A 26,278-nucleotide genomic window follows, 5' to 3' on the forward strand; every position below is an offset into this window, starting at 1 on the left:
CCTGCTGTTTCTCTCCAGCGGAGATGCCCCCGGGTTTTTCTGATTTGGTATCTGGCCCGTAATCATACTCACCCCGCCGCCAGCTCCGTCGTCAACCGCAACTCTGACACCAGATGGTCCGCGCTGTAATGAGGCCGTAAATAAATAGTGCTGTGATAGACCCCGGCGGAACCCGGAACTTCCCGGACTTCCACCCTTGACCCTCTCAGGGGATAGCGGGCCAGGGCTTCCCATTGCAGATCATCCCGGCCCGATGAATAACCGTTAAGCCACTCCTGCAAATACCGCTCACAATCCCCGGCGGTAATAAACTGCCCCACCTTGTTCCTGATCATGATCTTTATATAGTGGGCAAAGCGTGACGCCGACAACACCTGCTGCAACATCGAACTGACCCTGTCGTTTGCCGTGGCGGATTTATCCTGAAACTTTTTCGGCGCGTGCAGTGAAGGACAGCTGTGAAAGGCGGCAAACGGCGTATCGTGACAATGGCACAACGACATAATACCAAGGTCAGATAACTCCCTCTCCATGGCATCCGTGACCAGCACCGGAGTAAGTATTTTACTGGCGGTTTCAGGGCTGTCGGTGCGGTAGTCCTGAGGCTGAAACGACGTGACCAGCCCGCCACCATAATAATCCCGTGGCACGCCACGGATATGGGCGAACCAGCCCGCCTCACCAAACTCCCTTAACAGCACACTGCCAAAGGCATAACAGGCATTGCCCCACAGGTAGCCGTTAACCTCGTCAAGGTGATGTTCTTCCGCGTAACTCAGTCCTTCATGCTCACCGGCCCGATAAGGCTGGCGCATCATAATGGACGGCAGGGTAACGGCAAGAAAACGACTGTCGTCGCCCTCTCGCAGCTTGCGCCAGCGCAGATACTCTTTCTGCTGAAACAAAGTGTCATACTGAATGGGCAGCCCCAGGGCTTCATAGTCATCCAGTCCGAACAGCTGCGGCGAAGCACTGCAGACAAACGGGGCAAACGCTGCTGCGGCAATCTGTGCCATCCCCTGCAGGGTAAACACATCGTCGTAGGGATAACCGGGATAAGGCCGGTGCGACACCTGATAATCGCCCAGCAAAATGCCATAAGGCTCGCCCCCGGCCATATCAAACTCTTCACTGTAAACAAGCCTGAACAGGCGGGTCTGGGTAATATCCGGCGCGCGGTCAATATCCCGGGTAATCTCCTTCCAGGACACATCCAGTACCCGTACCTGTGTCGTAGAAAACTGACTGGCAATATCCACCAGATGCCAGAGCCCCCGCCAGCTGCTTTCCAGCTTTTGGAATTTTGGGTGGTGAAGAATGTTATGAAGCAGCTGGTTAATTTCAGCGTCAATTCTGGCGATCTCGCTGCTTAACCAGTCTTTGGGGTCGCCTCCGGAAAACGAACTGATCTCGTTAAACCAGATTGCCAGAGCCCTGACGTCGTCCGGTTCCAGAAGAAACCGCTGAAGGTCCGTCATTTCAGAACGGGCCACCGTATTGTTCTGGCTATCCTCTCCACTCTCTTCTCCAGAGTCCTGATCCGAAGCGGCACGCTGCTGAATCACACAGTCATCCGACACTTAAACCTCCTGACCGCAAACGCTGAGCTCATCAAAAAGACCACCGGCGTACACCGGTGGTCTAAGGGTTTAACAAACGACCAGCGGATTAACCCGACGTTGGAATATTCGCCACCATCCGCAGGGAGGTGGTCAACTCTTCCATTTGCAACCAGGGTTTCAGATAGGCGACAGCGCTGTAAGAACCCGGCGCTCCCGGATTTTCCTTCACCTCAACCTTGGCCTGTGCCAGCGGATAACGGGCTTTCATATCCGCCGATGCGTCGGGGTTGCCGTTGGTGTAGTTGGCAATCCACTGGTTCAGCCAAAGCTCGGCATCTTTGGCTTCCATAAACGAACCAATCTTGTCCCGCGCCATCACTTTCAGGTAATGGGCAATACGCGACGTTGCCATAATATAAGGCAGCCGGGCCGAAATAGAGGCGTTGGCAGTGGCATCAGGGTCGTCGTATACCTTCGGTTTCTGTGCCGTCTGCGCGCCAAAGAACACGGAGTAATCCGTATTCTTGTAATGACACAGTGGCAGGAAGCCCTGGCCGCTGAGTTCCGCCTCACGACGGTCAGTAATGCCGATTTCAGTCGGGCATTTCTGGTCCGTGTCGCCATCGTCACTCTTGAAAATATGACTGGGCAGACCTTCGACCTTACCACCGCCTTCTGCCCCGCGAATCGCCGTACACCAGCCGTACTCCGCAAAGGCTCTGGTCAGTGTGGTACCCATGACGTACGACGCATTCATCCAGGCGTACTGATCATGGGCGACGGATTCCGCCATACCGCTGTCGTCCAGTGGAAACTCCTCGTAGTTGAACTCTTCAACCGGTTTGGAGTTGGCACCATAAGGTAACCGGGACAACGATTTAGGCATCACCAGCGACACAAACCGGGCGTCTTCACTGTCCCGGAAACTGCGCCACTTGATGTATTCCTGTGACTCAAAAATCTTGGCCAGATCCCGGGGCTTGGACAGTTCCGTATAATCATCAAAGCCAAACATCTCCGGCCCTGCCGCCGCAACAAATGGACAGAAACCCGCCGCTGCCACGTTCGACATATTGCTCAACAGGTCAATATCTTCCGGGTGGTTGGTAAATTCAAAATCGCCAATCATGCAGGCATAGGGCTCACCACCGGCAATACCAAACTCTTCTTCATAGATTTTTTTAAAGGTCTGGCTCTGGTCAAACTCAACGGCTTTATCCAGGTCTTTGAACAGTTCCCGCTTGCTGATATTCAGCATGCGAATTTTCAGGTTGGTGCTGGTTTCACTGTTCATCACCAAATGATTCAGGCCGCGCCATGAACCTTCCAGCTTCTGGAATTTCTCATGATGCATAATGGCTGCGAGCTGTTTGGAAATTGCCTCATCAATGGCGGTGACCGCCTGATTGATGGTCTTGGTCAGGTTCCGGTCCCAGCTGACAGTTCCCTGCAACGCCTGACGGGTCAGGTTCTCCAACAGGTCTTTGGCTTCATCCTTGCCGGTCTGCTTGGTGGCACCAATCGCCTGATCCAGCAGGTTCAGCGACTGTTCATCCGCTTCGGGACGATCCAGTACCGCATTATCGGTTTCAGTACTCATCAGGCATCCTCTCCTTCACCCAGTCCCAACTCCTGTGAAATTTTGGAAATCTCATCGGTATTCTTAAGAATACTTTCAAGCACCTCTTCCAGCTCTTCAGAACGGTCCGCTTTACTCAGCAGGTCACGCAACTTGTTGCGGGCTTCCAGCAGGTCGTTCAAGGGCTTGACCTGTTTGACGATACTGGTCGGCTCAAAGTCGTCCATGGCGTTAAAGTCGAGGTCAACCGACAGTTCACTGTCGTCATCCGCCAGGGTGTTCTCAACCTTCATACCCAGCTTTGGATTCACCTTGCCCATGACCTGGTTAAAGTTATCCCGGTCGATCTGCACAAACTTGCGCTCTTTATACGACTTTTTACCTTCCGTATTATCCCCGGAGTAATCCCCCATCACGCCTGCCACAAAAGGCAGTTCCTTAACCACTTCCGCGCCATTGGTTTCCACATCATAGGTAATATGCACCCGTGGCTTTCTTACCCGCTTGAGTTTGTCATGAATACTGTCTGACATTGTTATCTCCCTGTCGTCTTTTTTTTATCAGAGAACTAAACTGCACCCGCCTGTTACCAGGAGGTATCCCCACCGCTCGAACCACTGCCTGTTTCATCGCCCCAGCCATCGTTACCACCCGATTCACTGCCCCAGCCGCCATCATCGGCGGTTTCAGCCACAGCGTCTGATGGTTGGTTAAACGCATTGACGGGCGGGGCCACATATTTCGTCGTTGAACTGCCATCCATGGCGACCCCGGTCAACTGACTGAAAATACTTCGGGAAGCCTCTTCCGGCATCAGCTCCATCATTAATTCAGCCACGGTCATCCGTCCCCAGCGCACAATACGATCAATGCCGTCTGCCAGCGGCGTGTGTGGCTCATAGGTACGAAAATACTCAGCCACCTCCGACAGTTGATTTAACGCCTGTTCCCGGTTGGTAATGGGTCCGGCCATCAATGCTGTGCCGGTGGAGTCGATAGTCTGTGTCACCGTTCGCACCTCGCCTTCCTGTTCAGCGTCTTCAGCCACCTCAGCCGCACTCTCCTGCGCCTTTGACTCCGCTTCCGCCCGGGCAATAATGTCCTGACACAGATAGCGTACTGCCCGCAGCACCTCATCCAGCAGGTCGCTGAGCTGACTGCTTGGCGGCGCGTCATGCCCGCAGTGTTCATACAGCAGATGGTTCAGTGCTTTATATTTCTCATTGCAAATTTCCAGGCTCTCGACCAGATCAAGGTAAAAGGCATCCCCCGTCGTCGAGATGGTCTGGGTAATGTCTTCAAGGGTATGACCAAGGGCTTCATAGCGGTCAGCCCTTTTCTCTTCATCGGTTATCTTGCTGGCGTCGTAGATTTGCTGATAATTGAAATAGGTAAACTCCCCTTTGTTGCCTTCAGCCGTGACCGGGCAGTTGCGCACCGGTGCCAGCAGCGTGCCTTCCGCACCGTCACCATTGAGGCCGGTAATGGGGGCAACCTTGGTTTCCAGCCCGTCTTCATCGGGTTCCGGGTACACGCCGTCCCAGAACTGTTCAACCAGACCGTGTAGCACCGTCAGTCCGTCCCGCAACCCGGCAAAACCATGCAGCCGAACCGCCGCCTCCATCAGCCAGGTCGCCACTTCTAGGTCTTTACTGGTGTTCGCCAGAATGTCCTGACCTTTTTCAAACACCGGCTGCCACTGGCTCAACGCTTCCTGACGCACCTCTTCATCAAACAGCCCGCTCCGCTCCGTTGCCCTGGCGGTATTACGGGCGTCCTTGATGGTGTAGTAATCGGACGTCGGTGAACGGTTTTCCCGAATATCAGAACCCTGGGGCTGCTCATCCGATATCGGTGCCAGCAACTGTTCAATATCCATGACCTGTACTGATGACATATACACTCCAATCCTTGTTGTCTTCCGATCTAACCAGCCAGCCACTCCCAGCCTTCAGCCTGCCACTGCCCGTTCAGCATCGCAGAAAAACGAACGGGGTCGGGTAACCCTTTACGACACAGCAGCATCGGCGGCATCGCCACAGACCCGTTGCAGCACCAGAGGCTGAAACTGTCCGGCTGCTGACTCATACTGGCATCCAGCAGGTTCGCCCAGGGGTTCAGCGGTTCCAGCGGCTGTGCCAGACCTCTGACCAGCGCCGTCTGACTGGCGGCGCCCTGCACAGCGTTTTCAATAACGCTACCCTGCGCCAGCTGTTCAGCCACCTGCTCTGCGGTCAACTGTTCCTGCAACGCACGCAGGGCCACCTGTTCCCAGACATCAAACACCTTGCCGTTATTGGCCAGAAAACCAGCGGGTTGCTCATTCTCCCGCAGGCTGACAGCAAGCGTCAGGGGAAAGTAACGACCCACCGCATCCACACTCGGCACCAGCAACCCCGCCCGGGCTTTGCCGTCTATCACCCCGGCAGACAGCACAAACCGCCACACCGGGCTGGTCAGGTAGACATCCAGCCACTGTTCCCGACAGCGTTCACGACTGGCGGCAAGGCACTGCTGCAACCACGGGTCCCAGAGGTTTATAAACGACACCGGAAGATCCCTGTCGATAAAGTCCCCGTGGGCGGGCAACTTGCCGTAAAAGCCACAACGCCTTGCGCCGGTCGCCCTCATCAGAGCGACCCCTTGAGCCGATAGTTTCTCAGCAACGAGGTATCAAACGGATTGTCGCTACTGCCGGCAATTAACCGGAACCGGGCTTTACGCCCCCTTTCATTAAACGTCAGACTGAACTCTCTCGGGTCAGAGGTAGACAACAGCTCCGACGCATCCAGCAGCCGGAACCAGGCCCAGTCGCCTTCAAACTCCTGCCGGTTCACGGTGTCGTTCAGGTCTTCAAAAATAATCCGGGCTCTTGAGTCGTCGGCAGAACGCCAGTTGAACTGTTTGACGATTCTCGGACCATGGGAATACTTCAGCCGCTGCTCACCCAGCTCCAGCGAAAACAGCCGTACATCGGAATCCAGCCGGGTCGGTTGCAGCTTGAAGTTCACATTCAGCTCACTGCTGCCTTTATAGAACGACTGGCGAATCAGGCTGGCACGACGCAGTTGCGTCAGGGTATTACCCGACAGTGACAGCCCACGACCATCCAGGGTTTTGACCCGCCATTTGCGGGTATCCACAAACGGCTTTAAATACTCATTGAAGAACTGCTGCTCGACACCGTCCGGTTTAAAGAAACGGTTAAAGTCCTGCCAGGGTGCTTCACGCCGGTCGTCGCCTGAATCGGCAAACGGATAACGGTTCTGAAGACTGTTCTGGTAGGCACTGTACACCTGATCCTGCCAGGCAGTATTCACATAGCGTCTGGAACCATCCAGCAGCAACCCCCAGCTGGAATCCGCCATACTGATCAGCCAGCCTTTAACCGGCTCAGGCATCCGGGCCGCCCTGGTCCGCAGACGTTTAATCACATCGTTGCCGGAACGCTGAAAGCGGGCTCTGGCTGCCGCATAAGCCTGTTCGTCGGAATCCGCTGCCAGCACCATTTCATTGAGAAAATCATGCAGTTCACGAACAGAGGCAAGAACCTCCTGAATCGCCGGAGCCTGATCAGGCCGGGTGCTGACAAGACGATTTACAGACTGAAACTGCTGATCAACGGTTGTGGGTTTTCTGACGTCTGCCAGCAGTTTGCCTGCGGTTTCAGCGGCGGCGGAACCCGGCGCAGGCAGTTTTACAGGCGGCACCAGTTGTGTATTCAGGGCCACCGCTTCCAGCACACCTTTCAAAGGGGAATAGACCGGGTCGGCCATCACTTCCAGACTCGCCGTTGCAGCCCGCAGATTACTGAACGACTGCACCCTGAACTGGTTCAGGAAACCCTGCCAGTACCGGGCGTATTCCGCCAGATACAGCTTCTCAACCTGTGCGGCAATTTTTTCCCGGTCAGTCCGGCTGAAATCTTCCCCTTCTGTACTGCCATAAAGCCACTGGTCCTGCTCCAGATCCGTCAGCAGGGGTGAGTCCGCGCTGAAGTCTGCCTGCTTCCACGCCTCCAGGGTAAACCGTCTGGGCGACACAAAGGCATCACTGCCCGGAGCGACACCGAACGCTTTGCCGGTATCTCCACCCACGACACTGAACAGATCCACCTCGCCGGTCATTCCGGGCTGCTGCTTCATCCGGGCATAAATGCGTTGGGCGACGGGGATGGCACGAATCTGCTGTCGTGCCGCCTTAACAATTTGAGAGTCTGGCTCCAGGGCGGGAACGCTCAGGCTTAACAACCGTGCCAGATGCCCTGCCAGTGCCTGTTGCCGGGACGCTTCGCCGGGTAATTCCTGCGCCCAGTGCTGCTCTGCCCACTGGCTGATCACCCGGTTATCCCGGTGTTCAGGCGTTGTCAGCATCAGGTAGACCCGAAGCTTCTCCAGGGTGTCAGCCGAGTTTTTATCCGGATAACGAAGCTGCTGTTCCAGCTCCGACTGAAAAACCGGCAGGAACTGTGACAACAGTTTTTCGTCGTATAACCGGTTGGCTGCCCGGTCAACGTCACCGTCATAAAGCCCCAGCGAGTTCAGCCAGGGATGTTCCTGTTGATCATAAACGCCGCCCGCCGCTTTCAGGGCCTCCATAGACGGCAGGAGTTCGCTGGTTTTAGTGGCCTTGTCAGCCGGGACAGATGTCGACTGATAACGGTCCAGAGAGTCGTTGACCTCAGCAATCAGCCGTTTGTTTTTACCGACACTTACTGCCCAGACCGCCAGAGTTGCGCCGGTCACACCGAGCAGCAGCGTCAGCGCTGCGCGCCGGCCCCAGAGCAGCAGGGACTCAAACCGACGATTGACGCCAACCAGGGTGGACTCCGGAAAAATCACCTCTTTCAGCAGACGGCGGATAAAGAAGCTTTTCCCCATATTCACCTGCTGCCTGCCGGCATCCCCCGGCAGCCCGAAGCTGGCAGAGACCGACGACATCATCCGGTCAATGGGTGTGCCTTCCTGAGTGCCACTGGTGAAATAGATGCCCCGCAGCAGCGGGCTGCCCTGAAACTGGTTGGCTGTAAAGACCTGTTGCAGAAAAGTCTCAATCGCCCCCTGAAGACCACTGATCCGGGCAGGAAAACCCTGCAGCAAGGCCCGGCGTTCCAGATCCCTTTCCTGATGCAACAGCTTTAATACCCGATCATTCAGGCGACTGACCAGGGCATTAAAGTCGTCGCCAAAACCCTGCAGATCCGTGGACGACGACTGACCAGCAGGCAGGTTCAGTGTAATGCCCCAGACCTGCTCCCGTTCAGACTGAGAGAGGTTGCCAAAGAACTCACTGAAACCGGCAATCAAATCGGTTTTGGTGAAGGTCAGGTACACCGGAAAGGCGATGCCAAGCTGCTGCTGTAATTCGTCCAGCCGGGCGCGAATCACCTTGGCGTGTTGTTGTCGCTGTTCTTCCGTCTGCAGCATGAGGTCCTGCAGACTGATGGCGACAATTGCCCCGTTAATGGGTTGACGGCGGCGGTACTTTTTCAACAGCCCCAGAAAGCCGGTCCAGGCGGCATTGTCAACGATCCTGTGGCTGTCCTGCGTCGTGTACCTGCCGGAGGTATCAATCAGTACGGCATCGTCAGTAAACCACCAGTCACAATGGCGGGTGCCTCCAATGCCCCCCAGGGCCGCTTTGCCATCGCCCGTAGACACCGGAAACTGTAATCCGGAATTCATTAACGCCGTGGTTTTACCCGAACCCGGCGGGCCGATAATGATGTACCACGGCATCTGGTAAAGCGCTTTACCGCCCCTGAATTTCGATGCCTTTAAAACAGTGACGGCTTCTTTAAACCGCTGGGACAGGGTATCCAGTTCTTCCCGGCTGCGGGCATCTTCCGGTGCGGTATGAGCTTCACCTCCAGCATCTGCCTGAATGCCTTCCAGCAAATCAGCGTTCTGTTTCCGTTCCCTGAGCATCAACACCAGACGACAGATCACCCAGACCAGAAACAGAACGACAATGGTCATTAACCGGGCGTTTTTGCTGATCACTGTATTGTCAGCGCCAAAACGGACATAGCCGGCCCCAAACCAGATCACCAGACTGAGCGCACAGAGGCCAATAAAGCCAGTGACCCAGGGGTTAGCCAGTACCGCCAGAAAACGCTTCATACTTCGCTCCATGAAATTTTTATCAATCTACTGTCCGGCAAGCTGCTGCATAAGCTCAATCACCGGCGCATTGCCCTGAAACAACCAGAAAGAGAAGCCGGCATAACCCGCCAGCAATCCGGCCATCGCCACCGTGGCAAACACCCACACCGGTATATACTGCATCAGCCCTTTACCCCTGACCCCGGTTCCCTGCCAGCGGGGCGACAGTTCGCTGTCGGCGTATTGCCGGTGGGACTGAATGACCTGGTAAAGATTGTCACGAATGGTTTCCAGCTGGGCCGGGCCGTTGGCAGCCAGCCTGAACTTCCCCTGAAAGCCCTGACTGAGACAGAGATAAAACAGCTCCAGCAGGTCAAGGTTCATGGCGGCGGTTTCCTGCAACCGCTGCAGCATGACAAAACACTTCTCGCCGCCGAAGGTCTCACGGTGGAAAATGCTTAACAGCGAGCGCTGGCTCCAGCCACTCGCTGCCCCCCAGGGGGTGTTCATCACCGTTTCATCCAGCACCGTACACATCAGGTAACGGGCTGCCACTGTCGTCTCTGGCTGAAGTCCGGCCGACTGCAGTTCACGGTCAAAGGTCTGAATATGCGACACCATCAACTGGTGCAGATTGGGTGCCTGACTGAACTCAATGGTCGTGCGCAGCTTGATCATCAGGGTCAGCAGAGTTGATGCGGCGCTGACCACCGGGTTCAGTGACGAACGAATGGGCAGTGAACCGGCAGCCCCGACAGGTGACATCCCCGGCTGATGGGCAGGCTGCTGCACCGGTGGACTCTCTGTAGGTAGAGTGCCTGTCGCTGGCGGCTGGCGGCTGCCCGGCGTCGGTATAATGACGGTTTTATCGGTCATGGCTTAATCCCTGATGGCCCAGAATTCCATTTCCAGACCGGGAAACTCTGCACCAAGATGCACCGCAAACCCGCCTGAATTCTTCATGGCTGCCCAGGCTTTCCCCTGTTTTTCCAGCTCGAAATACGCAAACCCGGCATGGTAGGGAATCTGTCGTGGCGCCACCGGCAACGGCCGGATCATCACACCGGGCATGGACGCACTAATCAGCTCCCTGATCACCTCCACCGGCGCGACCTTCGCCTGGGAAGGAAAATTATTGCGCAAGGCTTCACCGGGCATATCAGCCTTGACCGCAAGAATAAAGGTGGCGCTGTCAATCAGACTGCGGTCGTTTACCACCGACACATAAATACCAAACTTTCTCTGGGTTAATTCCAGGGCAATGGCGGTCTGCTCCAGTACCATGCCCAGTGACTGCCGTAATGTGGACACCACCGAAGCAAACACCTCGCCAAGGTTATCAAGGCCAAAAGGTGGAAAAGACTCTGGTCGTTTTTTACTGGCGGTAAAGGTGGCCAGTTCACCGGACAGTTGCAGCAGTTCCTTATACAGTTCAAAGGGATGCAACCGTTGCTGTCGGGACAGTTCCACCATAAGAGGCTCGTAGCGATTCAACACCTGCAACAGCATGTAGTCGGCTATCTCTGCCGAGCCTGCCCGCCCGCTGTCGCATAAACGATAACTCAGGGCATTGGCCCGCTGCCGCAGCAAACCGATCAGCTCTTCGATATAGCCACTGGTCACCGGCGACAGCTGGCAGTCCAGCAGGGGCGGAATAAACTGGTTATCCAGTTTGACCGGATGCTCCGGCTGTCTTTCCAGTACCCGCGCAATGCCCAACACCGCATAACCGTTACGGTCTTCTGACGCAGGCTTGAGGGTCAGTGCCATCTGTCCGGTTTCAATAGACGCCACTTCCCCGGCATCCGAGGCATTGTTACGCACGTCAGCCGCCTGACACTGATAGCGCGCCTGGGGAGCCTGTTCACCGGCCCTGGCACTTTCACGGATACCGGGTCGGCGCAGGGGCAGACAGAGGTAAATGGCTTCATCCCGGGTATTGACCGGAATCTCGATAATAGCCGGCGGGGGATCGTTATCAGGAATGGAGAACGGGGTGCCGTCCGGAAACACGCCACTCGCCTCAACCACGGAAAGCCGGCCCTGACGAAGCAGCTCCTGATCGATGCGAAGCCCGGTAAAACCCCAGCCGTAGGCGTTCAACACACTGACACGGTTTTCTATCCGGGCTTCAACAAAGCGATCCTGCTGCTGGAAGTGCTGAGGCCGAAGAAACATGCCCTCCGACCAGATGACTCGATTATTGTTATTCGACATCGGGTTAAATCCCTGATCGTGGTTTACGGCTGTTTCAAACCATACTGGCTGGCTGATATTTTATATTCGCTGCCACTATGGGCTTTGACCGGCAACACCAGCAGGTTGTTGGTTTCGGTATAACGGGAATACTCAGCCATCACCCCTAAAAAACGCACCTCGGCGCTCAGTTCAAGGGTTTCCAGTCGTTTTTCACCGGGGGCAATTTCCCGCAGCTTGACCTCGCCCAGCAGGTCACGCCCGAGCCTTTCTCCGGCATCTTCATAAAGGGTGAGAAAGTCTTCACGCTGGAACTGGCGGTCATCCGCCAGTTTGAAGATCCTGATCACTAACGGCGATGGTCGTTCGTCTGCATCAAGGTTCAGGGACTCGTCCGCTTCCAGCGCCAGGGCGACACGGGTATCCAGATTGAGTAACTCCCGCCCGGAATCCACTACCTTTTCAGTGGTGCCGCAACCGGCCAGCAAAACGGCCATCAGCATTGACAGGAAAAGGGTTGAAAGTCGTTGCCAGTACACCACTGTTTTTTATCCTTTTTATGATGGTTCTGTAAGGTAAATTCTGTTCAAGGCATCCGTCGTACGGCAGACAGCTCGGACAGTTTCTTTTCATAGGCGTCCGCAAAAATGTCACCAAAAAGCCGGTTATAGGTGACTTCCTGATCTTTTTTCTGCCCGGCAAACCACTGCTCATAGTGCTCCCAGTGTTTCGCCTTTTTATTAAGCGACAGCCCTTTGCCATTGACCCGTTCGAACACTGTGCGCAATCTGGACGGGTCAAACTGTTCCATCATGTATTCATAGGCGGCTCTCATGGCGTACATCACCGCCACCTGATGATCGGAAATATTGTCAAAGCTGTCCCGAACTGCCTCTCCGGGCGAAAGGAAAGCACTGCGGTTGGCGTCAAACATCATGCCCAGGGCATCGTCCACCGTGGCAGAAAATTTCAGGGGGTTATTGTCCTGAGTCTCGATCATCGTGCGCTCGACGCGCAGCTCATTCTTAATGGTGCTGCGCGCCCTGAGCAGATCCATTAAACGACTGACGGTTTCCTGTATCAGGGCCGCTGCCTGCTGATCAACCAGTTCAGGGTTATTGCCATTTAAGCCCAGTCGTTCTCCCAGTGTCCCCGCCTGTCTGTCCGGTGCAGGAGCAACGTTACTGGTTTCCGGCGGGGCAGGATGAACGACAGGTTGTGGAGGTTGCGCCACAGGTTGAGGTGTTAAAGCCGGTTCAATGGTTTGCTCAATAGCCTTCTCAACAGCTGGCTCAATAGCTCGCTCAACAGAAGGTATGGCTATGGACTGTTCAATGGCAGGCGTGTTATCGGCCTCACTTAGCCACCAGTCATCGCTGTTGTGACTGGGGTTCGACACTGGCTGAGGGCTGGCATCCCAGCTTCCGGCAGAACCGGCCAGAGCATCCAGCGGATCGAGAGATACTCCGGACGAGACGGCCGGATCAGGGGTGGCTGACGAAGCCAGAGGATCAACAGACTGCGAGGCATCCAGCAGCGGCGATTCCATGGGCTGATCCCACTGTCCCCAGACATCTCTGGCGGCATCGCTTTGTCCGGGCTCAAACCACTGGTCCAGAGAGTCCTTTGGCTCTTGCATGGTAGCAGAGGGGTCGGCAGAGAAAGAACCAATGGTGGTTTTGTCAGAGTTATCGAGAAAATCAACGGAACCCAGACCGTCGGGCAGGGATGAGGAAACCGGCTGTAACGTCGCCTTGATATGATAATGGCCGACGACAATAACATCGCCGTCGTTTAATGTGACCTGCTGACCTGCGCCAATGGGGGATTCACTGCCATTTAAGAAAGTGCCATTGGTGCTTTTATCAATCAGCACATAAGTGTTGCCGGAAAAATGAATATCCGCATGGTTTGATGAAACAATACGTTCAATGTCGGGTAATACCCAGCTACTGGCATCCGACCGACCGATACTTCCACTTGATTTTGCAAACGTCTTTGTATGCCCGGCCATATTGGCTTCTGCCGGGCCATCAATCACTTCAAGAACCAGGTTAGCAGCCATAAGGTATTTATCCGTTCCCTTACCTTGTCAATAAATACACCGCCGTGTATTTATTCCGCTTTTACAGCAATACTTCCATTTACTGCTTTCACTGCAAAACACAATTTTTAGTGGTTCAAAGGATGTTAGCGTAAGTCTGATACCGATCGCAATTATTACAAAAACTGTTGCATTGAAATGATCTGTCAAAAAACGACAACATTCTTTTAATTGCAGCTTGTGTCTTTATACCCCAAACTCTAGAATTTCCTTGATTACCTTTTGTCCAGAATTTTAATACTGTTTGCAGGAAGTAATGACAGAATAAGAGCGTAAAACGCCGGGGATCAGTACCAGGGATGAGTACTCGTAAGGACGATGATAAAACCCGTCTTGTTGGTAAGGGTATTTCGCCGCAGGACGAAGCCACTATTATTGCCGGAGCTGCCGGAAACCCGCCGTCCGGTCAGTCCACACCAACAAATACCAGAAAACTGATTAACAACCGCTTCCAGCTGGAAACGCTGCTGGGTTCCGGTGGCATGGGTTCGGTCTATAAAGCCATTGACCAGCGCAAAGTAGAAGCCAGGGACCGTGACCCTTATGTGGCATTAAAGCTGTTAAATGAAGATTTCAAACAGCATCCGGACGCCTTTATTTCATTGCAGCGGGAATCCAGAAAATCACAGAATCTGGCACACCCGAATATCGTCACCGTTTATGATTTTGACCGGGATGGTGACATGGTGTTTATGACCATGGAATACATGGAAGGTCATCCGCTGGACGAGTTAATTAAACGTCAGGCAGGCATCGGTTTTGAGGATGACCAGGCCGTTAACATTCTTCGGGATATCTCCCGGGCCATGGGTCACGCCCACTCCAAAAACATTATCCACTCCGACTTTAAACCCGGTAATATTTTTGTCACCCACAAAGGCACTGCCAAGGTATTTGATTTTGGCATTGCCCGGGCCGTTTCAGCCAGTGGTGTTGAGGGTACACCGGAAGGCGATAAAACGGTGTTTGATGCCGGTAGTCTGAGCGCGCTGACACCCGCCTATGCCAGTTATGAAATGCTGAAAGGGGAAGAGCCATCCACCAGTGACGATGTGTATGCCCTGGCCTGTGTCGCCTATGAACTGTTTGCCGGTAAACACCCTTTTAATAAAACCCCGGCCGACAAAGCCTTTGAACAACAGCTGAAGCCGGAAAAAATCAAACGTCTCAGCCAGCGCCAGTGGAAGGCACTGGAACAGGCGCTGGCCTTTAAACGTGACCAGCGCACCCAGACCGTACCCGACTTTGAGAAAGCCTTTTTTTGTCAGTCAAAGCTTCCCGTCTATGGTGCGGTGGCGAGTTTAATACTGGCGACAGTTGCTGCCTTTATCTACCAGTACACGACTCAGGAAGCAGAACAGGAGGTGCTGAGAGAGACGCTGACAGAAGAGTTACAGGTAGACCTGCGCGCCAATATTGAGCTGGAAATGCAACAGAAGTCAGCATTGGAAGCGTTGAACAAAGCCCTTGAACAACCCCCGGGTGATGCGCTTAATGGCGCGTTTGACAGCACCCTGAACCAGCTGATTGGCCGCTATCAGGCACTGGTTCCGGAAGATAATGACAGCATTGTCCATGCCCGGCAGAGAGCCATGGGGATTTATCTGCAGGCAGCCGCAGAGGCCACACAGACCGGCAGGCTGGACGACGCCGAAGCCTTTTTGAAAAAAGCCGCTGACTGGCGCACCGACGCCAGCGAATACAGCAGGGAATCGTCCCTGCTGGCCAATGCCCGGGAAGAGGTGGAACGGGAACGTCAGCGACAGCGGCTGGCTGCCGAAGAGGAAGCCCGGCAGCAGGCAGAAGCGTTAAGGCTGCAACAGGAAAAACTGGCACAGGAAAAGAGAGAGAGGGATGCCCGGCTGGCCCGTGACGAAGCCCTGAGACAGAAGGCACTGGCAGAAGAAAAACGACAGCAGCAGATTAAAGCAGCCATTGCCTCGGTCAACAATAACCTGACCTGCAACAGTAAGCTGGATATTAATGGCAAACTGGCCGCCAGTCTGAACCATCTGGAAACCCTCAGCCCTTCAGACCATAACACCCTGACCAGAACCACCATCGATTCACTGACCAGCTGTATCCGGCGGGCCGGGGTAAAGAATCCGAAAACCGCCGCCCGATTCCAGTCCGACGCGCTGACACTCTTCCCCGACGCTACTTCTATCCAGTCGATCAAAATCGACTTCTGCGCCCATCTTGCACCGGGTTCCGGAAAAAAAGGCCAGCGCTATTACTGTCAGGACAAGCTTGCCAGTGGCGGCAACAGTCCGACACTGGTGGTCGGCCGGTCGGAGCAAGAAAAGCTGGCGGTGACCCGTTACGAGATCACCGTGGGTGACTTTAACCAATACTGTCGTCAAACCGGTCAATGTACGACGCTGAAGGCTGAAGCCGACCTGCCCGCGCACAACATCACCATTGACCAGGCCAATGGTTACGCCCGCTGGTTAAGTCAGGAAACCGGTTATCACTACCGACTGCCCTCCCATAAAGAGTGGCTCTCGCTCACATCGCCCCAGAGCAACGGCAGCGACCCCGACCGTAACTGTTACCTGAAGTTCGGCAACCTGCACAAAGGGCTGTCACTGGTCAAAGCCGCAACCGGCAAACAAAACGACAACGGCCTGATCAACCATGTGGGCAATGTTCAGGAATGGGTGTTTGACAGCAATGGCGAGCTGGTAGCCGCCGGGGGCAGCAGAAAAGACCCGCTGAAACGCTGTCTGGTCACCACCCGGTCAAAGCATTCGGGGCAGCCCGATGAATACACCGGGTTTCGATTAATAAGAACGGTTCTTTAATCCGTCATCACCAACAGGGAAGTCAGTTGTGAAAAGAACAGCAGTAACGCTAGCCGCTGCGATAGTATCTGTGCCGCTGCTCAGCGCGCCGGTGACCGCCGCCGAAAACTATGTACCGGACATTCCCCCCCGTGACCTGCCGAAAGAGTTCAAAGAGCGCAAACCCGATGCCGCAGACAACAAAGGCAGCGAACCGGGCGTTACGCTGAAAGAAGGCGGCAATGAACAGGTACCCCATATCACCATCACCAGGTTTTCGTTCAGAAACCTGCCCGAATACCCTGAAGCGGGTGTCACCAGGGAGACTGTTGAGCAGTTTGCGGAAACCCTGCGTAAACAATACATGAAGTCAGAAGAAGTGCTGGACAACGGCTTTACCCGCAAAGAGCTGGATGAAGTGACCGCATTGCTCAGGAAGAAAGCGTTAAACAAAAACCCGGATGACATCAGTCTGGACGACCTGAAAGAGCTGGTCAGCATCCTGCGTCGCCAGACCGCCGAACGGGGGATGACCTACGGTGATATTGAAAAAGTCGCGCAACAGATTACCCGCTTTTATCGAGAGCGGGGGCTGTTACTGGCCAGAGCCTTTATCCCACCCCAGGAAGTACGGCAGGGAGTGGTTGAGCTGGATATTGTGGCGGGCAAACTGGGTAAAGTGGTGGTGTCGGGCAATCACAAATACCAGCCCGAACAACTGCAGGAACCGTTTAATGACCAGCTGGGCGAACTGGTGGACAATGCCCGTATAGAAGAGAGCATTTACCTGCTTAACGATTATCCGGGGTTGAGTGTTTACGGCTATTTCGAGAAAGGCGACAACCCCGGGGAGTCTAACCTCAACCTGCAGGTCAGGGATGAGGAGACCTGGAGCCTTGCCATAAGAGCCGACAACCATGGTTCCGAACTCACCGGAGAAAACCGGGTTTATACCGTCGGCAACTGGTACAACCCCACAGGTATTGGCGACCAGCTCACACTGGGCGCGCTCAAGTCCTTCAATCCGGAAAACACCGACCTGTTTCAGCTGGTTTACAGCCTGCCGGTGTTCAGCGCCGATACCCGCCTTGAGTTCTATGCGGAACAGAACCGCTTTGATATCTCCTCCAAAGCCGACGAGATTATTAACCGCCTGAACATCACCGGCGCCAACGACACGTACTCAGCCACCCTGATGCATCAGCTGAAGCGTTCCAGGGCAGCTAACCTTGCCACCGGTTTTAAATACAGCGACAAGCGGGTGACACGGGATGCGTCTGTGCCACTCTTTACCGAAGGCGACCATGCCAACACCTCTGAAATCATTATCGAAGGGGACTTTCTCGGTGACAGCATCCGCACCCTGAATATGGGGCGGCTGTCGCTGATGCATGGTCGTCTGAACAATACGGTGCCTGAAGACCGGGGCGATACCTTCTACCGGCTGGCACTGGACACTAATTCCCTGTTCTTTGTACCACTGCCGTTTACTGACAACGACTCACGTCTGGTGGTCAAGTCTAAATGGCGTTACAGCAACAACCCCCTGCCCTCTTTCGAGCAGATGGCGCTGGGTGGCGCAAATACTGTCCGGGCTTTTACCGGCAGTGAGTTTTCTGCTGACACCGGCGTTTATCTGGGAGCCGAGTGGTATTTTGACCTTCCCGGCGTGCTGAACTACGAGTTTGCCAGCGGCAGGCGTTTGAGTGACCGGCTCCAGTATGCCGTTCTGTTTGAAGGCGCCTACGGCCATGAGAACAGTTATAAGTTTAATGCCAGCGATACCCGGGCGCCCGATCCATGGGCTCATCTGGCAGGGGCGGGCCTGTTGTTCAGGTTCAACTGGGATGACCGCTTTGTCTCCACCCTGACCGTTGCCAGACCGGTGTCTTCCCGTTCCGGCAGTGACCTGGTCGGCAATGATGCCAGAAGCTGGCGCACCTATATTGATGCCACTTACCAGTTACGCTGACATCGACTTGTACCCTGTTACCCTTATGCACGGACAGCACCATGATCTCTCGTGAAAATAAAAGCCAACGTGAAAATAACAACAGCCTGAATGCCATCACCCGGGGCATGGCAGAACATTACAAATCCATCAGCAGCGGCCTGTTCGCACTGACGCTGATGGCGCCGCAAGTCAGTCAGGCCGGCCCTGTCGGCGGTGATGTGACCGGGGGCGAAGGCACCATTGATTACAATGGCACCACCACCACGATTGATCAGCTGACGGATAAGCTGTCTATCAACTGGGACAGCTTTAACCTGTCTGCCGATGAACTGGTTCGCTTCCTGCAGCCCAACGCTTCATCCCTGGTTCTGAACCGTATTCTGGATGACAACGCCAGTGTTATTCACGGTCAGATAGATGCGAATGGTCATGTTCTTCTGGTCAACCCCCGTGGCCTTCTGTTTACCGAAACGGCTCAGATAAACGTCAACAGCCTGACAGCATCCTCGCTGGATATTGCCACCGATGACTTTATGAACGACGACTTTGCGTTTAAGGCACTGGACGGCACGGACGGTATTGTCGTGAACAGAGGAACAGTCAACGCGGCCAGTGGCATTGTTCTGCAAGGGGAAGCGGTGGAAAACTCAGGCACTCTGGTGGCTGCTGATTATATCGCCCTGGCCGGTGGGTCGGAGTCGGTCCTGACCTTTGACGCCGATCAGCTGATTGGTGTCCGGGTGACCAGAGAGGTACTGGAGAATCAGCTGGGTATCGACAGTGCCGTCCTTAATTCCGGAACTATCCGGTCAGGAGAGGTGTTATTAACGGCATCTGTCGCCAGTGCTCTTTTTAATAACGCCGTGAATAATCAGGGCGTTATTGAAGCCACAGGCATCGACACACAGGGCGGTACCATTCGTCTTGGTGGCTCGGGTGGTGATGTGGCCGATGTGGTGAACAGTGGCACTCTGGATGTATCGGGCAGAAATGGCCATGGGATTGCGGGACAGGTGCAGCTGGATGGTGAAACCATTGTGTTACAGGGCGGTACCAAAATCCTTGCCACCGCCGATGAGGGAACGGGCAGTCAGCAGGATGATATCCTTGTTAACGCCGATATTCAGATTGATCCCGGCGGTAATAACAAAACCCGGACACTGACACTGGAAGCCGATGGCGATATTGCTGTCAACGGTTACCTGGGCATCGCCAAAGAGTCTGATGGCAGCGACAAAGCCGGCGACATTGACCTGATAGTGGATGCAGGCAACACCCTGCACGTCGGTGAAGCCGGAGCCATTGACACCGGCGGTGGCGATTTCACCGCCGCCACGCAACACTTTATCAATAACGGTTCCATTGATCTCAGTGGCGGCACCAATGACTATGGCCACCACAACCTGGAGGCTGGCCGTAATGGACCGGGTACAGACAGTATCATCCAGATGGGCGAACTGTCCGGAATCTATACGGGCAGTGGCGCAACGTCCCGTTTCAACCTGACCCTCAGCTCGGATAACAACACCCTGATATTCTCCGACGGTACCTACAACCTGTCGGATAACAGTTTCGTGACATCGGCCGACCTTGACCGGCTGGGGCTGACAGTAGACGACAACCTTAATGCACTGGTGGTTGGTAAAGCCAGCTATAGCAAACAGATAGACGGTTCGTCTGACATCACCCTGGAAACCACCGGCGGTGAGCTGCAAGGCACCAGTGGCGATGACAGCTTCACCGTGTTTAACGATGGCAACAGCCACTATCTTGAAGCCAACTCAGGCACCACAAAGTTCTATATGGCGTCTGTTGATGGTCAGGGGGGAGCCGACAGCCTGACCGAAGACGCTTCAAGCACCTTTGACCAGGCAGTCATTACCGGTTCCGCTGAGTTTAGCCTGCACCAGTCCGGGGCGGCAGGCGACAGTGATGATGTTCAGTTTTCCTCCGTTGAAACGGTGACGACCGGCAAGGCTGTCGTTAATGAATCTGTTGACGATATGACGGCACAGGTATCCGGCGGTCACCTGACCGCAGAAGGCGTCACCTTTCAGAACGTTGAAGGCTATACAGGCAGCGGTAACGACAATATTACCGACAGCGATGATAACGACTGGGCGACCGGCGATACCGATAACACGGCAGTCTCCGGGGGCATTACCTTTGCGGGCATTGACCGGGTGACGTCAGGTGGCAGCCTGTCTTCAGCTTCTCAGGCTGACCAGACCGTTGACTATCTGGGTTCCCGGGAGATGTCGCTGAAAGGCATTCGTTTTTCAGGAGCCGACACCTTTGAAGGGGATGCCGCTGGCAACCGGGTGGATACCGTTAATGACCAGACCAGTGACAGCACCTGGGCCATTCACAGCACCGGCGAAGTGAGAAAAGACGGTCAGATTTTCAAGAACATTGATGTGGTAAAAACAAGCCTTGGCATTAACAATGCCATCGGTGCGGACCAGGATGTCACCCTTGATACAACGGTGAACGGTCAGTCCACCGCCAATACCCTGGAACTGGCTGACGTTACCTTTGTGGGCGATGGCAATTACACCGGCAGCGGCAGTGACAATATTGACGACCAGAGCAACCGCGACTGGGGTATCGTTGGCGATAAAGCAGCACAGCAACACCTTGAACAAAATGATACCCGTCTCTTTACCGGTATAGACAGTGTGACCTCTACAGGACAGGTGTCTAACGACACAGGTTCAGACCTGTCCGTGGTGATCAACCGTTCCTTTGATAACACCTTAACCGCACACAACCTGACCTTTACGGGGCTGACAGGCTATATCGGTGACCAGACCCTGAACGATACCGTCACGGGTTCCCTGGGTTCCAGCTGGTATCTCACCGGTTATCAGCGATTAAACGACCAGCCAGCGGACAATGGTTTTCTGCTGGATAATATTAATCATATAGGCGGCGGTGTTACGTCATTAGAACACGCGTCCGGTTTTGCAGACGAGGTGGATGTCACCGTCAGGGCCGACAGTAAGCTCAGTATCGAAGGCATTCTGTTTGACAGCCTGAACACTTATGCGGGTAATAACACCGATAATGTGCTTGATGAGCGCGGTCAGGACTGGGCGGTTACCGGCATTTACGAGGCGACATCGGGCAGCTTTTCCTTCTCGGGCATCGATCACATCACCACAACGGGCAACGCCAGCGGTCAGACCAGCGATAGCAGCTGGCTGATTAAGGGCGACCAGTCAGCCAGCAGCGACGGCATTACCTTTGCCTTTGGCGATACGGACACCGTGATCAGCAATGTCGGCAGGGTCAGCAATGATTCTCCCGGTTCGCTGGCCATTACCCTTGACCAGATTGACGACAATGGATCGACAAAAGACACCCTCGACACTGGCTCTGTTACCTTCGTCGACAGCACTGGCTATACCGGTTCAGGAAGCGACTCGGTTACCGACAATATCGACCGTGAATGGTACCTGACCGATGACCAGACGATAAACACCCGCGAAGACCAGACAGGTTTTCAGCTGTCCGGCATTGCCAGGGCCATCAGGATACTGGATATCAGAAATAAGTCGCTTAATAACCTGAATCTCAGGTTGCTGGCTGACAGTTCACTGGTTGCTTCCGGTATCGGGTTTGCAGGCGCTCAAAGCTACACAGGCTCAGGCTCTGACACCATCACTGACGAACTGGGCCAGGACTGGTCGATCTCCGGTACTCAGCAGGTAGGCAATGGCTCTCTGTCGTTGACCGGCATCACCCGTGTTGTCACCGCCGCCAACGCCAGAGGGCAGACCAGCGACAGCGACTGGCTGATTGAAGGTGACCGTTCAGCCAGCAGTGATGGCGTAACTTTTGCCTTTACCGATGCTGACACGGTAATCAGCAATGTGGGTTCCATTCATAATGAAACTCAGGGCTCTCTGGAGGTTGAGCTGAAGGCTGACAGCAGTTTGCAGACGGCTTCCATCAACTTTATGGAAGCCAGCGGTTTTCTCGGAACTGGTCAGGATTCCGTTACTGACCAGCGCGGGCTGGACTGGCGCATTACCGGTGTAAACGAAGCCGTCACCGGTAACACTGACGACAGTGACCTTACCTTTGCCGGTATCAATGCGGTGGAAACCGGGGCGAATGTCACGGGTCGCAGCACTGACAGTGCCTGGTCTTTTTACGACAATGTTTCAGCCAGCAGCGATGGCATTACCTTTGACTTTACCGATACCGACACCATTATCAGCAATGCAGGTATGGTCACGAATGCCACCTCGTCGGGTAAAGCGGTGACCGTTAATCAGGATCAGTCGCTCAGTGTGCATAGCATTCAGTTCGCGGATGCGTCCGGTTATACCGGCCACTCTGACCAGACCGATACGGTTGACGATACCACCAACAAAGGGTGGAACCTTGATGGCAGTCATGCTGCCAGCCAGCAGGTGTCAGGTGTTAAAACCCGGTCGTTTACCAATATCGCCGGTGTCACCACAACGGGCAATATTACTGAGACCGCTACCAATAACTGGGAAAGTCAGGGCAACACTATCGTTAAAGCCGGAGATATCACCTTTACCGGGACTTCACAGGTAACGACTGCGGGTCGTTTGTCTTCCGCAGAGGCAACAGACCAGAGCCTTACCGTAAACGACAGTGACCTGAGCCTGAACGGGGTTGCCTTTGTCGGGGCGACCGGTTTCGATGGCGATGCCAGTGGCTCTCGTGTGGACAGTGTCGATGATAACCGTAGCAGCCCAACAGACTGGGCGATTACCGGAGCCAACGACGCTGAATCGGGCAGCCTGAGCTTTAACGATATTGATGCGGTTGCAACGGAAGGTAACGTTGCCGGTCGGACCGCTGACAGTGACTGGTCGATTGTTGGTACCCGTCAGGCAAAAAGCGATGGCATTCAATTTACCCTTGAAGGCACTGACGCCGACATCTCCAATGTGGGAACCGTCACCAACGATTCAGCCACAACACTGAATGTAGCACTGAATAACGACAGCTCCATCACCGCAGCCGAACTCCGGTTTATTGATGCCTCCGGGTATACGGGTCTTGCCGATAACTCCGACAGCGTCACCGATGACCGGGGTCTTGGCTGGAGTATTACCGGTGACTACGCCCTCCGGTCAGACAGTCTGTTGTTTGCCAATATCGGGGCGGTCAGTCAGGCGGGCGTGGTCGTTGATGATCAGAACAGCGACTGGCGTGTGGGCTTAGACAACACGATAACCACCGCCACCGATGGAAAGATTCTGTTTACCGGTGCCACCCGTGTGACCACAACCGGTAGCCTGACCAACGACACCGGCAGTGACCAGAATATCACCCTGAGCGATAACGCCGGTGTGGCAGTAACAGGGTTCGACGACCTGGGTATTACGTTTAACCATTCCGCCAGCTACACCGGCGGCTATACCGGTAACGGCAGCGATAACGTTAATGACACAACCAGCAAAGACTGGCTGATCACCGACTCTGGTGCCGCACAGGTGACAGACAGTGCTTCAGCGAGCCGTAACTTTACGGGTATTGATCGTGTCACCACTACGGGTGGGCTGACGAACAATACGGGCGATGCTCTGGCTATCACCCTTGATCAGGTTGACGACAATGGTACAACAAAGGAGATCATTGCCACCGATTCTATAACCTTCGTGGGTAGCAGTGACTATACCGGTTCCGGGTCAGACACCGTTACCGATACGATTGGCCGTGACTGGTATATAACCGGCGACAACCGTATGAATACGGCTGAAGACAGCAGCGGTATGGATCTTTCCGGTATTGCCAAAGCGATGAATATACTGGCTGTCAGGAATCAGGCACTTCTGAATCTGGATGTCTCGCTGCTGGCAGACAGCTCTCTGACCGCTGCCGGTATCAACTTTACCGATATTCAGACCTACGCAGGTTCCGGCACTGACAATATTATTGACAATCCTGGTCAGGACTGGTCTGTCACCGGCATCCATCAAGCGGATACATCAACCCTGTCGTTCACTGGCATCGACCATGTGACCACCGCCGCCAACGCCAGAGGGCAGAACAGCGACAGTGACTGGCTGGTTGAAGGTGACCGTTCAGCCAGCAGCGATGGCGTCACCTTTGCCTTTACCGATGCTGACACGGTGATCAGCAATGTGGGTTCCATTCGTAATGAAACTCAAGGCTCGCTGAAGGTTGAGCTGAAGGCTGACAGCAGTTTGCAGACGGCTTCCATCAACTTTATGGAAGCCAGTGGTTTTGTCGGAACCGGTCAGGATTCCGTTACTGATCTGCGCGGGCTGGACTGGCGCATTACCGGTGTGAACGACGCTGTGACCGGTAACACTGACGACAGTGATCTTATCTTTACCGGCATCAGTGCGGTGGAAACCGGGGCGAATGTCACCGGTCGCAGTGCAGACAGTGAATGGCGCATTGCTGGCAACCAGTCCGCCGCCAGTGACGATATTACCTTTACCTTCACCGATACGGACACCACCCTCACCCATGCCGGTTCGGTCAGCAATGGCAGTGGCAGTAATCTGACCTGGAACCTGCTCAGTGCCGACCAGCAGGTGAGCGCTGCCGACATGAAGTTTCAGGGGGTCAGCACCATTACGGGATACGACGATGGTCAGGGCAATGGCGATACCATTAACGCAACCACTGATGACGATGTGTTTGAGGTGACGGGGGATGGTTCTCTGACTACGAAGGGCATCGCTTTCAACAGTATCCGCATGATTCTGGCAGGCGATGGCAAGGATACCGTGGTCAGTAATGTTGCCAGTGAATGGCAGCTGGGCGGAGAGTTGAACCGGTTACTGGTGGAGGGTATGACCTTTGCCGATGTAGAGACGGCTCAGGACCAGTCCGGCAACGGTTCGCTCAGGGGCAGTCAGTCAGACGACACCATCAACTGGCTGGGCAACGGCCTGATGGATGCCGCCGGTATGAGCTTCTCCGGACTCACCGCCATAGACGGCGGTGACGGCAATGATCTTGTGTCGATTCAGGGGGAAGTGGATAGCCTGACCAGTCTTACCGGCGGCGACGGCAATGGCGATACCCTGGAAAACAGACAGGCTTCGTTTGGCTGGAAACTGTTGTCTGCCGGAACCAGTCTGGGCGGACAGGCATTCAGCGGTTTTGAGAACCTGACTCATACTGAAAACAGTCTGAACCTTGAAAGCGACAGTGCTGTCAGTCTTGGCAGTCAGACGATTGCCACCGGTTCCGGCTCTGTTGCCATTGGCGACGTCAGTCGTTTTGATAATCTGGTGGTGGCCACCGACCAGAATATCAGCGGTCAGGCCAGAACCGACAGGCTGACCCTGCAGGGCAATAACATCAGTCTCGCCACCACAGGCGATATGACCATTGACTCGGTGGTCGCTACCGGGAATGTGGAGATTGATGCCTTCTCCGGCACTCTGGTGATAGACAGTATTGTGGCTGAAGACAGTGACGTGACGTTGCAGGCCCGGGCCGGGGATATTCTGGCACTGGATAAAGACGGTGTGGGCTATCACATCGTTGCGGACAATGTGTCGATGAACGCCATTGGCTACACCATCAGCTCGGAAGACAGTCCGTTTCATATTCTCAGTAAAATCGCGTCGAACGTGAACTTTATCGCTTCCCGCTTCTACTCACCCCGGATCTATGTGAATGATCAGCTGAGTGATTCAGCCAGCTTTACCTATCTGGGTGAACGCCTGCTGAACGTGTATGAACTGGGTGATATGGCCGCCGCGAAATCGGAGTCTCAGGATGTGGTGAATCAGCTGGGCAATATCGACCCGGCGGTCTTCACAGCCATTAACAGTTTCAGCATTTCTGAAAACTCCCTGGAAGAACCTCTGAGCGGAGATTACCTGTTGGTAGAAAGTGGTTTTGACGGGATGGGGCTGATTGAAGCCCTGCCTTCAGAAGCGACCGCGACGGGTGACAGTGAAGAGGGCGAGGAGAGCGTCGAGAGTTTTTAACCGTTTCATGAGCAGGCGCTGCCTGCTGCTCC

13 protein-coding genes are annotated in these 26,278 nt (G+C 54.6%); 3 read left to right on the forward strand and 10 right to left on the reverse strand.

What is annotated here, in order from left to right:
- Positions 1–68 precede the first annotated feature (68 nt).
- The 10 genes from tssC (V5J35_RS00115) to tagH all read right to left on the reverse strand — a co-directional run bounded on the left by tssC (V5J35_RS00115) (position 69) and on the right by tagH (position 13,506).
- Positions 69–1,580: a type VI secretion system contractile sheath large subunit gene (gene tssC, locus V5J35_RS00115; RefSeq protein WP_354011635.1), complete on the reverse strand. Its 1,512-nt coding sequence runs from the start codon at positions 1,578–1,580 to the stop codon at positions 69–71.
- An 88-nt stretch (positions 1,581–1,668) separates the two neighbouring features.
- Positions 1,669–3,162, reverse strand: a complete 1,494-nt coding sequence (gene tssC / locus V5J35_RS00120; RefSeq protein WP_354011636.1) for a type VI secretion system contractile sheath large subunit — start codon at positions 3,160–3,162, stop codon at positions 1,669–1,671.
- On the reverse strand, positions 3,162–3,674 hold the full coding sequence (gene tssB / locus V5J35_RS00125) for a type VI secretion system contractile sheath small subunit (protein ID WP_354011637.1): 513 nt from the start codon (positions 3,672–3,674) through the stop codon (positions 3,162–3,164). Before tssB ends, tssC (V5J35_RS00120) begins: the two co-directional genes overlap by 1 nt.
- 53 nt (positions 3,675–3,727) lie before the next feature.
- Positions 3,728–5,038: a type VI secretion system protein TssA gene (gene tssA, locus V5J35_RS00130; protein WP_354011638.1), complete on the reverse strand. Its 1,311-nt coding sequence runs from the start codon at positions 5,036–5,038 to the stop codon at positions 3,728–3,730.
- Between the two features lie 29 nt (positions 5,039–5,067).
- Positions 5,068–5,772, reverse strand: a complete 705-nt coding sequence (gene tagF, locus V5J35_RS00135; protein WP_354011639.1) for a type VI secretion system-associated protein TagF — start codon at positions 5,770–5,772, stop codon at positions 5,068–5,070.
- On the reverse strand, positions 5,772–9,263 hold the full coding sequence (gene tssM, locus V5J35_RS00140; RefSeq protein ID WP_354011640.1) for a type VI secretion system membrane subunit TssM: 3,492 nt from the start codon (positions 9,261–9,263) through the stop codon (positions 5,772–5,774). Before tssM ends, tagF begins: the two co-directional genes overlap by 1 nt.
- Positions 9,264–9,290: 27 nt before the next feature.
- Positions 9,291–10,121, reverse strand: coding sequence for a type IVB secretion system protein IcmH/DotU (icmH, locus tag V5J35_RS00145; protein ID WP_354011641.1), 831 nt, complete (start codon positions 10,119–10,121; stop codon positions 9,291–9,293).
- A gap of 3 nt (positions 10,122–10,124) precedes the next feature.
- Positions 10,125–11,462, reverse strand: coding sequence for a type VI secretion system baseplate subunit TssK (tssK, locus tag V5J35_RS00150; protein ID WP_354011642.1), 1,338 nt, complete (start codon positions 11,460–11,462; stop codon positions 10,125–10,127).
- A 23-nt stretch (positions 11,463–11,485) separates the two neighbouring features.
- Complete coding sequence (tssJ, locus tag V5J35_RS00155; RefSeq protein WP_354011643.1) at positions 11,486–11,983, reverse strand: type VI secretion system lipoprotein TssJ; 498 nt, start codon at positions 11,981–11,983, stop codon at positions 11,486–11,488.
- A gap of 44 nt (positions 11,984–12,027) precedes the next feature.
- Positions 12,028–13,506 (reverse strand): type VI secretion system-associated FHA domain protein TagH, encoded by a 1,479-nt coding sequence (tagH, locus tag V5J35_RS00160; protein WP_354011644.1) that lies wholly within the window; start codon positions 13,504–13,506, stop codon positions 12,028–12,030.
- Between the two features lie 338 nt (positions 13,507–13,844).
- Here tagH and V5J35_RS00165 point away from each other — a divergent pair, with 338 nt between their 5' ends.
- The 3 genes from V5J35_RS00165 to V5J35_RS00175 are packed head-to-tail and all read left to right on the forward strand — an operon-like array spanning position 13,845 to position 26,246.
- Positions 13,845–16,349: a protein kinase domain-containing protein gene (locus V5J35_RS00165; RefSeq protein ID WP_354011645.1), complete on the forward strand. Its 2,505-nt coding sequence runs from the start codon at positions 13,845–13,847 to the stop codon at positions 16,347–16,349.
- A 28-nt stretch (positions 16,350–16,377) separates the two neighbouring features.
- On the forward strand, positions 16,378–18,300 hold the full coding sequence (locus V5J35_RS00170; protein ID WP_354011646.1) for a ShlB/FhaC/HecB family hemolysin secretion/activation protein: 1,923 nt from the start codon (positions 16,378–16,380) through the stop codon (positions 18,298–18,300).
- 41 nt (positions 18,301–18,341) lie between these two features.
- Entirely contained in the window at positions 18,342–26,246 is a 7,905-nt protein-coding gene (locus V5J35_RS00175) for a two-partner secretion domain-containing protein (RefSeq protein WP_354011647.1), read from the forward strand.
- Positions 26,247–26,278: the final 32 nt, after the last annotated feature.

Origin of the sequence: Endozoicomonas sp. NE40, from assembly GCF_040549045.1 — a bacterium.
In the GTDB taxonomy this organism is placed as follows: Bacteria; Pseudomonadota; Gammaproteobacteria; order Pseudomonadales; family Endozoicomonadaceae; genus Endozoicomonas_A; species Endozoicomonas_A lisbonensis.

Excerpts from the sequence above, each read along its gene's own strand:
- tssB (WP_354011637.1), bottom strand. The coding sequence starts at position 3,674 with ATGTCAGACAGTATTCATGACAAACTCAAGCGGGTAAGAAAGCCACGG.
- tssK (WP_354011642.1), bottom strand. The coding sequence starts at position 11,462 with ATGTCGAATAACAATAATCGAGTCATCTGGTCGGAGGGCATGTTTCTT.
- tagH (WP_354011644.1), bottom strand. The coding sequence starts at position 13,506 with ATGGCTGCTAACCTGGTTCTTGAAGTGATTGATGGCCCGGCAGAAGCC.
- tagF (WP_354011639.1), bottom strand. The coding sequence starts at position 5,772 with ATGAGGGCGACCGGCGCAAGGCGTTGTGGCTTTTACGGCAAGTTGCCC.
- V5J35_RS00175 (WP_354011647.1), top strand. The coding sequence starts at position 18,342 with ATGATCTCTCGTGAAAATAAAAGCCAACGTGAAAATAACAACAGCCTG.
- tssA (WP_354011638.1), bottom strand. The coding sequence starts at position 5,038 with ATGTCATCAGTACAGGTCATGGATATTGAACAGTTGCTGGCACCGATA.
- tssM (WP_354011640.1), bottom strand. The coding sequence starts at position 9,263 with ATGAAGCGTTTTCTGGCGGTACTGGCTAACCCCTGGGTCACTGGCTTT.
- V5J35_RS00165 (WP_354011645.1), top strand. The coding sequence starts at position 13,845 with ATGAGTACTCGTAAGGACGATGATAAAACCCGTCTTGTTGGTAAGGGT.
- icmH (WP_354011641.1), bottom strand. The coding sequence starts at position 10,121 with ATGACCGATAAAACCGTCATTATACCGACGCCGGGCAGCCGCCAGCCG.
- tssC (WP_354011636.1), bottom strand. The coding sequence starts at position 3,162 with ATGAGTACTGAAACCGATAATGCGGTACTGGATCGTCCCGAAGCGGAT.